Source organism: Flavobacterium segetis, from assembly GCF_900129575.1.
GTDB lineage: Bacteria > Bacteroidota > Bacteroidia > Flavobacteriales > Flavobacteriaceae > Flavobacterium > Flavobacterium segetis.
In genome coordinates, this window is sequence record NZ_FQWE01000008.1 from 13266 (window position 1) to 27161 (window position 13896).

The 13896-nt window shown below is 33.9% G+C and carries 9 protein-coding genes; 3 read left to right on the forward strand and 6 right to left on the reverse strand.

Annotated elements, in window-relative coordinates:
* The first annotated feature begins 204 nt into the window (after window positions 1-204).
* Entirely contained in the window at window positions 205-3525 is a 3321-nt protein-coding gene (locus BUA99_RS11745; protein ID WP_234972968.1) for a TonB-dependent receptor, read from the forward strand.
* Between the two features lie 104 nt (window positions 3526-3629).
* Complete coding sequence (locus BUA99_RS11750) at window positions 3630-5825, forward strand: penicillin acylase family protein (RefSeq protein WP_072992501.1); 2196 nt, start codon at window positions 3630-3632, stop codon at window positions 5823-5825.
* Window positions 5826-6031: 206 nt separating this feature from the next.
* Here the strand turns inward: BUA99_RS11750 and BUA99_RS11755 are convergent, their stop codons facing one another.
* The 3 genes from BUA99_RS11755 to BUA99_RS15590 all read right to left on the reverse strand — a co-directional run bounded on the left by BUA99_RS11755 (window position 6032) and on the right by BUA99_RS15590 (window position 8181).
* Entirely contained in the window at window positions 6032-7030 is a 999-nt protein-coding gene (locus BUA99_RS11755) for a GntR family transcriptional regulator (RefSeq protein ID WP_072992503.1), read from the reverse strand.
* Between the two features lie 248 nt (window positions 7031-7278).
* Window positions 7279-7404, reverse strand: a complete 126-nt coding sequence (locus tag BUA99_RS15480; RefSeq protein ID WP_262487707.1) for a hypothetical protein — start codon at window positions 7402-7404, stop codon at window positions 7279-7281.
* Window positions 7405-8031: 627 nt separating this feature from the next.
* Window positions 8032-8181: a type ISP restriction/modification enzyme gene (locus BUA99_RS15590; protein WP_159430952.1), complete on the reverse strand. Its 150-nt coding sequence runs from the start codon at window positions 8179-8181 to the stop codon at window positions 8032-8034.
* Window positions 8182-8390: 209 nt separating this feature from the next.
* Between BUA99_RS15590 and BUA99_RS11760 the strand changes: the two genes are divergently transcribed.
* On the forward strand, window positions 8391-8627 hold the full coding sequence (locus BUA99_RS11760; protein WP_084673540.1) for a hypothetical protein: 237 nt from the start codon (window positions 8391-8393) through the stop codon (window positions 8625-8627).
* 71 nt (window positions 8628-8698) lie between these two features.
* On the opposite strand, the gene BUA99_RS11765 is transcribed toward BUA99_RS11760, so the two are convergent.
* The 3 genes from BUA99_RS11765 to BUA99_RS11775 form a co-directional block, all read right to left on the reverse strand.
* Window positions 8699-9562 (reverse strand): AraC family transcriptional regulator, encoded by an 864-nt coding sequence (locus BUA99_RS11765; protein ID WP_072992506.1) that lies wholly within the window; start codon window positions 9560-9562, stop codon window positions 8699-8701.
* 78 nt (window positions 9563-9640) lie between these two features.
* Window positions 9641-10393: an SDR family oxidoreductase gene (locus BUA99_RS11770; RefSeq protein ID WP_072992508.1), complete on the reverse strand. Its 753-nt coding sequence runs from the start codon at window positions 10391-10393 to the stop codon at window positions 9641-9643.
* Window positions 10394-10940: 547 nt separating this feature from the next.
* Entirely contained in the window at window positions 10941-13892 is a 2952-nt protein-coding gene (locus BUA99_RS11775) for an FAD-binding and (Fe-S)-binding domain-containing protein (protein ID WP_072992510.1), read from the reverse strand.
* Window positions 13893-13896: the final 4 nt, after the last annotated feature.

A 13896-nucleotide genomic window follows, 5' to 3' on the forward strand; every position in this document is an offset into this window, starting at 1 on the left:
AAACTATTTACTATCCATAAAAAAAGCCAGCAGATGTTGGAAGCATTGCTGGCTTATTCCTAAAAAGGGAATAGTTATGGAAAAATAGATAGATAAACCAAGCAAGGAGAATTTATTATTAACCAAAACCATTACTAAAGTATGAATTTATTATCAAAAAATGAGCCAAAAAGTTGTTCGCTAACATCAAAAATCTTAAAAATTATGAAATTAGCTACAATTTTATTTTTAGTTCTAACGTTACAAGTTACAGCAGCAGTATCTTCGCAAACAGTTACTTTTTCTGGAAAAAACGTCGCTATTAAAAAAGTATTGTCGGTAATTAAAGACCAAACCGATTATGTTTTTTTCTACGATGTTGCTCTTCTAAAAGATTTTAAAACCATTTCTCTAAATTTAGTAAACACTCCAATCGAGAATGTGTTAGAACAGGTTTTTGTTAATCAACCTATTAAGTGGATGATAGAAGGAAAAACTATTTCATTTGTTTCCAAAGCAAAAAAAGCTAAAGAGGTAACAATTTCATTAGCTGTACAAAAGCAAATAAAAGGAAAAGTAATAGATGAAAAAGGACTATCAATTCCTGGTGCTAATATTGTTGTTAAAGGCACACGAAATAGCACTCAGACTGATGCTGATGGTAGTTTCAGCATCAACGTTTCTGAAAACGACACTAAACTTATTGTTTCTTTCATTGGGATGGCCACGCAAGAGGTAGCCATTGGAAATGTTCCACGTACGATTATTTTAAGTGAGACTGGCCAAAAACTTGAAGAAGTCGTGATTGGATCGCGCAATCCTACTAGAACAGTAACTGAATCTGCTGTTCCTATAGATGTCATTAGTATGAGGGAAATTGTTACTAAAGGATCGCAAACCAACCTGAACCAAATATTAAACATGGTGGCGCCTTCATTTACCTCAAATACTCAAACGGCCGCAGACGGAACCGACCATATTGACCCTGCTCAGTTAAGAGGCTTAGGGCCAGACCAAGTTCTAGTGTTGGTAAACGGGAAAAGAAGGCACACCTCTTCACTAGTAAATAATAATGGAACCGTGGGTAGAGGATCAGTTGGAACTGATTTAAATGCAATTCCCGCTTTTGCACTGGAAAAAATAGAAGTGCTTAGAGATGGTGCATCGGCACAATATGGCTCTGATGCCATTGCAGGGGTCATCAATTTAGGTTTGAAGAAAAACACAAACAAACAATTTGATGTAATGCTTTATGGAGGTAGTAATTTTTCAAAAGGATCAAACAATAATACCGGAGGAAATGATGGTAGTAGATATCAGTTAGATATGAATTACGGAGCGGGACTGGGGAAGGAAAAAAGTTTTATCAATTTAACGGGTAGCTTTCAAGTTAGAGAGGCGTATAGTAGAGCTAGTAATAGAACAGGTAATATTTACAACGCTTATAATGCGATTGATCAAAGAGCAACTGAAGCAGGAACAAATATTAACTCTCTGTTTGGAAACATTACAAATACACCCAACACATCTCAAATACTATCAGAAATTAAAACGTATGCTCCTCAGATAAATTATTTCAGTCCTTCGCAACAAACTGCAATCAGTAATGCTGCGTCAATTTCGGAAATGCAAGCAGCATTAAATTTTGACGCAACTGCGGGAGAATTAGCCTATCGAGGACTTGAAAGAAAAGATTTTAATATGAGAATAGGTCAGTCGGCATTAAAGAGTATGCAATTTTTTGTGAATGCCGCTTATCCTATTAATGATAATATAGAGGTGTATGCTTTTGGAGGAACTAGTTTTAGAGATGGTTTGTCTTCAGGAAACTATAGATTACCTAATGCTTTTTCATCTTATCCAAAATTATATCCTAATGGATTTTTACCAGAAATTAGCTCTACTGTAAATGATGTATCAATAGCGACAGGTATTAAAGGTAAAGTATTTGAAAATTGGAATTTTGATTTAAGTAATACATATGGAAAGAATACATTTGATTTTCATATACAGAATACAGTGAACGCTTCAATGAGAGAGAATTCACCAAAAGAATTTGAAGCAGGTGGATTTGGCTTTTATCAAAACACAGCTAACTTTGACATTAATAGAAAATATGATGTCTTAAAAGGATTAAACTTAGCTTTTGGTACTGAATATAGGATTGAAAATTACAACATCGATGGGGGACAGCCTGACTCATATAGCCTTTACGACATCAATGGCAATACAGTAACAGGAACTGTACCAAATAATATAAGAGTTACAGATTTTTTTGGAAATCTTAGACCTGGAGGTTCTCAAGTATTTTCGGGTTTCAGACCTGCAAATGTGGTAAGTAAAGGACGTAATAGCATGGCCCTTTATACTGATGTAGAACTAGATATTACCGAGAAATTACTTTTAAATGGTGCTGTTCGTTTTGAAAACTATTCTGATTTTGGAAATACCACGAATTTCAAATTGGCATCTCGTTATAAATTAACTAACAATATTAATTTACGGGGAGCATTGTCTAATGGTTTTAGAGCTCCTTCTTTACATCAAATCTATTTTAGTACGACTGCCACATTATTTTCAAATGGAGTTCCATCGGAAATAGGAACATTTAGCAATGATTCCCAGATGGCAAAATTAGTAGGAATCCCTCAATTAAAGCAAGAAGTTTCAAAAAGTGGAAGTATTGGTTTTACTGCTAAAATTCCTAGTGCTAATCTTACCTTGACGGCTGATGCTTATGTAGTAAATGTAAAGGACAGAGTTGTTCTTACGAGTTCTTTTTCCAGACCTGCAGGAACACCTGCTTCTGGATCTCCACAATATGTTTTACAAGGATTATTTGATGGAGCAGGCGCAACATCTGCAACGTTTTTTGCGAATGCTATTGATACTAAATCAAAAGGAATTGACGTAGTGATTAGTCAAAAAGCTAATTTAGGAGATGGAATTTCATTAAAGAATGATTTATCAGCTACCTTTTCTGGTACTAAGAGAGTGGGGAATATTCACGCTTCTCAAATATTGCAAGATAATGGTCAGCTAAATAACTATTTCTCTGAAAGTAGTAGAGTTTATTTAGAAGAAGCTATCCCAAGAATTAAAGCTAATTTAACCAATAGTCTTGTTTTAAACAAGTTTGATTTTTTCTTGATGAACGTTTATTTTGGAGAAGTTACTAGTCCAAATACTGTGGATGCAAATAGAGATGGAAGAGTAGAAGGTACTATAATAAACGGTCAAGCCGTTGAAGTTGAACATCCTGTTTGGGGAGCAAAAATCACAACCGACTTCGCTGTTGGTTATAAAATTACTGAAGCTATGAAGTTAGTTGTGGGATCAAACAACATTTTTGACATCTATCCAGATAAAAATCTTGGTCCAATAAGTGCTGTTAGACCACGATTAGTTAATGGAGCTCTTGATTATACTGCTGCTCCATCTACAATTGATTTAAGTAGTGGAAATCAATATACTTATCCAGATAGAGTATCTCAATTTGGATTTAGTGGTAGATTTGTCTACGCTAGGATAAGTTATAAATTCTAAATTATTGTTATTTACTAGCAAAACCATCAACTCCAGTTGATGGTTTTTTTTAAATTGATCGTTATATTAAAAACATACATTTAATCTTTAAAATTTTTACAGAAATGAAGAATTATAACTGTTATTTAAAATGGACACTGCTTTTTTTTTGTGTTTGTTTTCAAGCCTTATCTCAAAACACAACTGCTATAGAAGTTAATCGCCTAGAAAAATTAGCTTCAAAAGTAACAATTATGCGGGACAACTGGGGAATCGCCCATGTCTACGGAAAAACCGATGCCGATGCGGTATTTGGAATGCTTTACGCACAATGTGAAGATGACTTTACGCGTATTGAAATGAATTATATAGAAAAGCTAGGTCGCCTAGCGGAAGTGAAAGGGCAATCTTTTCTATATAATGATCTAGAAACACGACTCTTGATAGATGAAAATGAAGCAAAAGATGATTATAAGAAAGCAAAACCGTGGTTAAAAAAATTATTAGATAGCTATGCCGATGGTATCAACTATTATCTCTACAAACACCCTGAGGTAAAGCCATTAATGTTAAAGCGTTTTGAGCCTTGGTATCCATTACTTTGGACAGATGGAAGTATTGGAGCTATTAGTACTGGGGATATTACTCTTGGAGAGCTTAAAGATTTCTATGGAGAAAATGACAGTTACAGTTATTTAGAAAAAGTAAAAGATATGCAAACTGGCTCTAACGGTTTTGCTTTTGCGCCATCAAAAACTGCATCTGGAAATGCAATACTTTACATCAATCCGCATACTTCTTTTTATTTCAGACCCGAAATCCAAATCACCAGTGAAGAAGGATTGTCAGCTTATGGAGCAGTTACTTGGGGACAATTTTTTATTTACCAAGGTTTTAATGAGAATTGCGGCTGGATGCATACCTCTTCAAATGTAGACGTAGCCGATGTTTATACGGAGAATATAATAACGAAAAACGATAAGCTTTTCTATGAATATGACAAAAAAATAATGCCTGTAAAGGAAAAATTTATTATTATAAAATATTTGGATAATGGAAAATTAACTACTAAGACATTTAACACCTATTTCACAATTCACGGTCCTATCATGGCGAAGAGAGATGGGAAATGGATTAGCTTAAAGTCGAATAATCGTTCGATGAAAAGTTTGGAACAAAGTTGGATAAGAACTAAAGCCGAAGGATTTAAAGATTATAAAAAGGCAATGGATATGACCGCTAATACTTCAAACAATACGGTTTATGCTGATAGGGGCGGGAATATCGCTTATTGGCACGGTAATTTTATTCCGGTCAGAGATACAAAATTCAATTGGGCCAAAGCAGTCGATGGGACTACTTCGGCAACTGAATGGAAAGGACTACATTCTGTTTCGGAAAGTGTTCATTTATACAACCCTAAAAATGGTTGGTTACAAAATTGTAATTCAACTCCTTATACAGTATCAGGCACTGATAGTCCAAAGAAAGAAAATTATCCAAAATATATGGCTCCAGATGGAGAGAATTTCAGGGGAATAAACGCAGTTCGTCTTTTATCTAAAGGAGAAAAATACACCTTAGATAAAGTGATTGCTGACGGATATAATACTTATTTGGCATTTTTTGAAGTAATGATTCCAGCTTTAATAGCATCATATGATAAGGATGTAAAACAAAACAATTCTATTTATTCAGATTTGACGGAGCCTATGGAAGAATTGAAAAAGTGGAATTATTATTCGAATTCGAATTCAGTTGCCACAACACTTGCTGTTGAATGGGCATCTAAGCTAGATAGTGAATTGCAAAAAGTGTATATAAATGAGGGAAGGGATCAAGTCGAAAACGCAAAATTCTTTGCTGCAAATGCTACAGCGGAACAAATGCTTCCTCACCTCCAACTAGTTATTCAAGAGTTAAAAAGTAAATTTGGAAAGTGGCAAATTCCATGGGGTGAAATAAATCGTTTTCAAAGATTGTCTGGTGCTATAGATTTGTCTTATGATGACCAATTAGAAAGTTATCCGATAGCATATACTTCCTCTTTATGGGGTAGTTTACCTTCTTATAAAAGTACCTATCAGAAAGATACTAATAAGAGATACGGATTTAGTGGAAATAGTTTTGTATGTGTAGTAGAATTTGGAGAAAAAGTAAGAGCCAAGTCTTTACTAGCAGGCGGAAATAGTGGAAATCCTAAATCTAAACATTTTATGGATCAAGCTGAAATGTATGAAAAAGGACAATTCAAAGACGTCTTGTTTTACAAAGAAGATGTTCAAAAAAATGCAGAACGTATATACCATCCTGGCGAGTAATTCTTTCTTTTTTATTAATTTTTAATTTATTGAGAAAGGTATTATTAATCGTATTAGTTAAAAAGTTATTCTGAAAAAATTTGACCACTTAAAGCTCAAAAAAACAGAATAACTTTTTAACTTTTTTTCTTTTAAAAAAAAGAAACATTAATTTCATCATAAATAAAAGAGTAATACAACTGATTCGATAAAGTGATAATTTTATTTCACAATGAATTCCTTATGATTAGGTCACTTTTGTTTTCTATTTGGTCTTTTTTTCCCTTCAAAAGCATTGTGGCTACTATTTTTCCCATCGCTTCGAAATCTGTAGAAATAGTTGTGATCCCGTTTTCTACCACTTTTTTTAGTGGAGTTTCATTATATGATATAATTCCGAAATCGTTTCCTAGTTGCAATTTTTGAAGTTTTGATTTTTCGATAACAGAGACCAAATCTCTGTCATTCGGGATAATATAAACTTCACCAATTGTTATCTCTCGATCTACAAATTCGTTTATTACCAGATATTCGAAAGTGAAATCGTGGCAGAAATTAACAAATCCTTCTTTCATGCCTAATGGTTCTCGGAATCCTGGAAAAATTAGAACTAGTTTATTGTATTTATTTAAATGTAGTTTTCCTTTTAAAAGAGCATCATAAATGTCTTTCTTATGATTTTGAAATACGGCGGGGAAGGATCGCAAGTCATGATTAGTTTGGTCCAGTATAAACACCTCTTTTGCTGGTAGGGTTTTTATAACGGAAGCCGCATAGGGTAAATTAGTAGGCATGATGATATACTTGGTATAGTTACCGTTGCTTTCATTGATTAATTTTCTAAACATTTCAATATTAAAATGGTGGAAATAAATATCAATGTGAACATCTTTTCCGATATTATTTAAAAATGAATTGTAAATATCTTCCTTGAAACTATTAAATTCATCAAACAACAAGAATATTTTTTGTTTTATGGTTATCTCTGCGCTCTTTATATAATATCCCTTGCCAAGAATAGCGTAGATAATCCCTCTTTTTTTTAACTCTTCATATGCTTGTAGGACGGTATCCCTGGATAATGAAAATTCTAAACAAAGTTTATTTATAGATGGGAGACGATCACCTTTTATTATTTTTCCATTTTCTATTGCTTTCTCAATTGACGTGACAATCTGCTTGTATTTTGGTATTCCAAGATTATTTTGAATCGATATTATTTTCATAGAAAAAGACTTAATTTTCTGCAAGTTACAAAAAACTGGTAGGTGCTGTTGTGTTTTTTATTAAAGAAATATAATTTCTAAAAATTTAATTTTTCTTAATAAATCAATGAAAATTAAACATGAATTCCAATTTAGTGAATAATTCAGAATCGAAACTGCTTGGTTTAATTCCTAATAGAAAATCAATTTATTTATGAGAGATTGCTACTAAAAGCGAAATTATAAATTATCAACTTTCGAACAGCGGTCTAATAAGCTTGCGTAAAAATAGTTCCAGCTCTGCCTAAACGGGATATGTTAAGCATTAAAATAGTAGCGTCATAATTTTTAAAAGGGGAGAAATCAGCATAACCTTGATCATCTAAAACAATCAATAATATAATTGGTTTCTTGTTTTCAGTTGCTGATTTTTTTGTACCACCGGATATTAAACTAAAAAAAGAAGAAGTATTATGAATTTTTTCTTGATTCGTTTTATTTTGTATGAAATGTATTTAAATTAAAATATAAACGAAATAAAACGAAATTATTTTTGTTTATTTTGTAGTACTTATTATAGTTTATTCGGTTTGCTAATTCAAAAAATAGTGACATAATCTAAAATTGGATAGAGGCATAAAAAATTGTAATTTATACCTCAGTCTTATCAATCTCTTTCATAATGCGTGCCGTCGCAAATAATTTCACATTCATTTTTGATAGTATAAAATATTCTTAAAAGGACAACTAGCGCTCCTTTAGGTCTTTAAGCTATATTTGAGCCGTTTGGCAGTCGCCTGTGTAAAAGTTCTTAGCCGCCGCGGGAACGTTGTTGAAATATTGGGTTTTGTTGCTGATAACACGACCTATTTTGTCATACTGACGTGCGGAAGCAATTCCTTTAGATCGGGATAATGGCTGTCGAGGTTCCTCCTTTGTCAGAATGACAAATCGAGGTTTTCATACAATATTTTGCTCATCTTCGGAATACTCTGTGATGTAGTTTTTTACTGTTTCGCTTTCTAGTGAATGCAATCGTCGCAGACTCGTATCAACTTTGTCAAAGTTCTAAACTGTGACAAAGATCTTAGATAAGTAACTCTTGGAAATTCTATTTTCAAGAATTCCTTGTTAGTTTGTCGGTAGGTTGGTACATATAGAAGTACATAGATTTAATTTAAATTGTCAACTAGTGTAAAATCTAAAGCTTTAAATATCACTTTTGTAGGTGCCCGTCGTGCGGGGTGATTTTTTCATTAACAAAAGTCAATCCTTAACCCTCTACAAACTTCTTAACTATTTCGACGTTTAAGTGAGGAACGCGCTCGGGAGTTTTTAAGAGGTTTTGTTGAGAATAGGGTTTTTGTCCGATGAAATCAAGATGAATATAATGGTGTTTCGGGCAGTAAAACCTTGTTACGATTACGATTTCCTCGCTATTCCACAAAGACAATACATCATTTTTCAGGATTGCGAAATGGAAATTGAAATCTCAAAAGAGGGAAAACGGAATTTTAAAGGTGACGATATTTTACTGATTGAAAATATAGACGAAAAAGTCCATAAAACCAGAAATCTGGTGGATATAGAACGAAGCTTGGTTTTTAGAACAATTTAGAAATTGCGTTGTAGCGTTTTAAATTCCTATTCAAAGCAGCAGGCAAAAACTTACAACCTAAGTTTCTATGTTTATCTAAGCTTATTAATCTTAAATTCTGAGGGAGTATAATCAGTCAGTTTTTTAAAAAATCTGGTGAAATAAGTCGGATATTCAAATCCTAAATCGTAGCCAATTTCTGCGATGGTTTTTTCAGTAGATCTCAGCCGTTGTTTTGCTTCGGTTATAATCTTGTTTTGAATGATTTCCGACGGCGTTTTACCCGTATGATTTTTTATGAGATCCCCAAAATAGTTGGTTGATAAATTTAATTTTTCCGCAAAATAATGTACCGTGGGCAACCGATTTTCATTTTCTACATAATAAGTATTTAGTTCCTTTTTAAATTCTACCACTATTTTATTATAAAGCGGTTCTCGAGAATAAAACTGTCGTTTATAAAACTTTACTACATGCGTAAAAATCAAATTGCAGTAGGCAATTAAAATCTCTAATTCATAAGTATCTTTTTGGTATTCATCATATAGCTGCATGTATAAATTTTCAATTTGAAGCTGCTCATCTTTGGATAAAAAAAGAGCTTCATTTATTTCATACTGCAAAAAACTAAAATCAATATTATATTCCTGCAAAAGCAGTGGCGAAATTAAAATATGATATCCTGTCCAAGCTTCTTGTACTTCCCATTGATGGACCTGTCCAGGCTTTATAAAATATAAAAATCCGGATTTTGAATCGTATTCGGTATTTCCAAACCATTTTAAATCAGACATATTCTGTTTGAATGCAATCATATAAAAATCCGACGTTAATCCGGAGCAGGACAATCTAAGATCATTGCAGTCGTCGTAGCGTACCACATCGATCAGTTCTTTTTTAGGTTTCTTATACCCTATAAAGGTATTGTAATCTATTATTTTATTGAAATGCACCATAATTCTATCATTAAAAATGGGCTCAAATTAAAGAATTAGAGCCCATTTACTTTGCAATACAAAAGTAGCTGTTTTTGATTAAAATTCCTGTACTGTAGGACGAAGAACAATCTGGTTTACATCCACATCAGCGGGCTGCTCTATCGCAAATGCAATCGTTCTGGCTATGGCCTCTGCGGGAATAGCCGACTTGTAAAATTCTTTAACAAAATCTGCACTTTCTTTATGGGAACTTCCATTTTTTAACTCAGATTCAATCGCACCCGGTGCAATTGACGTGGTTCTTATATTTCCACCCACTTCATAACGTAAGCCTTCAGAAATAGCACTCACCGCAAATTTAGTCCCACTATAAACCGTTCCGCCTGGACTAAATACTTTTACTCCTGCTGCCGATGACAAATTAATAAAATGTCCGGATTCCTGTTTTTGAAATATTGGTAATGCTGCTGCAATACCATATAAAACGCCTTTAATATTAATGTCGATCATTCTTTCCCACTCTTCAACTTTAGTCTCACTCATTGGAGCGATAGACATTAAACCGGCATTATTAATAATTACATCTAATTTTCCAAACTCCTGCACCGCTTTGTCTACTAAGGCCTGTACCTGGTCTTTTTTAGTGACATCTGTTTTCAGGTAAATGGCTTTTCCTTTTCCAGCTTGGTTGATCTCAGCTGTTATTTGTTTTAAATTTTCTTCCCGTCTGGCCCCTAAAACAACGTTTGCGCCTTTCGATGCCAAATGACGTGCTGTAGTTTCTCCTAATCCGCTACTTGCTCCGGTTATCACTATTGTTTTTCCCGTAATATTGTCTGGTAAATTCATAATTCTGTATTTAATTTTATGTTGCAAAGGTACTTAACGATTAAATTTGAGACGTAAAACAAATAAGGTAATGAGTGAAACAAATTACAGTAGTCCTTTACTGACTTTAAGAAAAATTAAAACGCTTTTAAACACGAATTTTTTCGATAAATCAATCGCTCGCAGTCAACACCATTTCAAATATAAGTTCTTACGGAAAATCAGTCTGACTATCGCCGAGAAGAAATATGTAGTGTCAGAATAGTTTCATTAGGAATTCGAAAATTATAAACGTATTTTCATTTCATTATATTGTTGTATTTTTAGTCGCTACTCTAAATAGCGGGGACTAAATCACGGATTTTTTAAAATGGTTTAGTAATATGTAGTGGTTTGTAATTTTAACTAAACAACTGATTTTTAAAACAATAAGTATATAAAATATACTATTGGATTGTAATGAAAGTTTCATCCTCTCTGCAAAATATAAATACTTCCTGAATGGAAGCATTTTTTGTTACATAATAGGACAAGTTAAAAAGTTTGGCAAAGTATTAAAACAGCTACACTACTTTAATGCATTATACAATATGCTTACCGGATGCTCTGCTTTTCTATTGGTACCATCCGCTATTTGATGTCTGCAACTGGTTCCAGATGCGGAGATTAATGTTGCTTCTTTTTCAGAACGAATAGATGGAAATAAAACAAGTTCGCCAATTTTCATCGAAATATCATAATGCTCTTTTTCATAGCCAAAGGAACCCGCCATACCGCAACAGCCGCTAGGAATGTTTAGTACGGTATAATTTTTTGGCAACATTAGGATTTTCTTCAATGGAACTAAAGAAGATAATGCTTTTTGAAAACAATGTCCGTGCATGCGAACACGTTCTTCTTTATTAGTAAAACTGCTTGACGATATTCGTCCTTCATCTAATTCTTTAGCAAGAAATTCTTCGATAAGAAAGGTTCTTTTTGCAATTTTTTTAGCTTTTTCTTTTAAATCTCCTCGACATAAATCAGGATATTCATCTCTGAATGATAAAATAGCTGAAGGTTCTATTCCAATTAAAATTTTATCATAAGGTATCATTTTTTCAAAATCGGTGATGTTTTTCTCTGCAATTTCTCGTGCTTTAATCAACATTCCTTTCGATAAATAAGTTCGGCCACTGATACCAATTTCTGGTACGATCACCTGATACCCCAAACGGTTTAGTAGTTTAACCGCAGTTTGACCTATTTCTAGATCATAATAATTCAAAAACTCATCATTGTACAGATAAATAGAGCCGTGCACAAAGTTTCCTTGTTGATTGTATTTTTTTATCCATTTTGCAAAAGTGACTTTGGCCATAGAAGGCAACTCTCTTTTTGTTGAAAAACCAGTAGCTGACTGGATTATTTTTCCTAAAAACCCTTTAGTAGATAAATTATATAACCACGGAACTGATACGAAAAGTTCATTTATTTTTGGGGTGTTTCCAATGAGTAGCGAACGAAATTTCACCCCGTTTTTGTTGTAGTAATGTTGAAATGTTTCTGCTTTAAGCTTTGCCATATCCACATTTGAAGGACATTCTGATTTACAACCTTTACAGCTCAAACATAGATCTAAGACATCAAGCAATCCTTCATCGTCAAATTTATTCTCTTGAGTTGAGTTGGTAATTGTTTCTCTTAAAATATTTGCTCGCGCTCGTGTGGTATGTTTTTCATTGCGTGTCGCCATATAACTTGGGCACATGGTACCACCGCTTTTTTCGGTTTTTCTACAATCCCCAGAGCCATTACACATTTCGGCAGCACGAAGGATTCCGTCTTGTTCTGAGAAGTCGAAATAAGTTTCGATTTCGGCTGTAATTTGTCCTGCGGAATACCTTAAACTAGTATCCATTGGTGGCGTGTTCACAATTTTTCCAGGATTAAAAACATTCCAAGGATCCCAAGTGTGTTTTATTTGTAAAAATAACTGATAGATTTCGTCACCCAGCATTAGCGGAATAAATTCTCCACGAAGTCTTCCGTCACCATGTTCGCCACTCAAAGAGCCTTTGTATTTTTTTACTAAATGCGCAATATCAGTTGCGATGGTTCTAAATAAGGCTGTGCCTTCTGTTGTTTTTAAATTAATGATGGGACGCAGGTGTAACTCTCCAGTTGCAGCATGCGCATAATGCACGCAGTTTAAATTTCGTGCTTTTAAAACGGTGTTAAATTCTTCTATAAAAGCGGGTAGATCATTAACATCTACAGCGGTATCTTCGATCACGGCTACAGCTTTTGCATCACCAGGAATATTCGATAATAATCCAAGTCCCGCTTTTCTCAAATTCCATACTTTATTTGTTTCCTCACCGTAAACAATAGGAAAATGATAACCGAGGTTTTTAGAGCGCATTAAAGCTTCCATCTCTTTGGCAAGTGCATCAATTTCATCTTGCGTATCTCTCAGAAATTCTATGGCTAGAATCGCTTTGGGATCACCTTTTACAAAGAAGCGGTTTTTGCTCTGCTCGATATTTTCTTTGGTACATTCAAGAATATAATTGTCTATCAATTCGACGCTGTTAGGGCTGAATTTTAGCGCTTCTAAATTGGCTTTCAAGGCTTCATTAATACTGTCAAAATGTACACAAACCAGTGCCGACAATGGTTTTAAAGCATCAACAAGATTTAATTTTATGGCTGTCGAAAAGAATAAGGTTCCTTCTGACCCAGCGATTAATTTACAGAAATTGAACTTTTCTTCGGTATCACAAAACGGTTTGCTGTCTATCAATAAGTCTAAGGCGTAGCCTGTATTTCGTCTTGCAATTGATTTTTTTGGAAAGTTAGCATCGAATAATATTCTGTTTTCGTTTGACGATAATATTTCTTTAATTTGAACATAAATCGCTTTTTCTAATGGGCTTACTACATTAATTCCGCTGCATTTTTCTTCAAATTCAGTATTCGATAAAGCACCAAAAGTTACTTCGTTACCATCAGCTAAGAATCCCGTTATTTCTAATAAATGTTCGCGTGTGGAACCATAAACGACTGATCTAGCACCACAAGCATTATTTCCTACCATTCCTCCAATCATGCAACGATTGCTAGTGGACGTTTCTGGGCCAAAAAATAGATGGAGTGCTTTTAAATGAAGATTGAGTTCATCACGGATCACTCCGGGTTCAACCCAAGCTGTTTTTTTTATTGGATCTACCGAAAGGATTTTAGTAAATTCTTGCGAAATATCAACGATTATTCCGTTTCCTACTACTTGACCTGCCAGAGAAGTTCCCGCAGCTCTCGGAATCACACTGCTTTTGTTATCTCTAGCAAAAGCAATGATTTTCTGAATATCCTCTTTGGTTTTAGGTATCGCAACAGCCAACGGCATTTCCTTATAGGCGCTCGCATCTGTAGCGTATAACAAGCGCATAGTATGATCGTAAAATAATTTACCCTCTAATTGATTTTCTAAACTTTTAAGATTGATAGTACTCTGTGAAAGAGAATTTTTATGTTTCATTTAG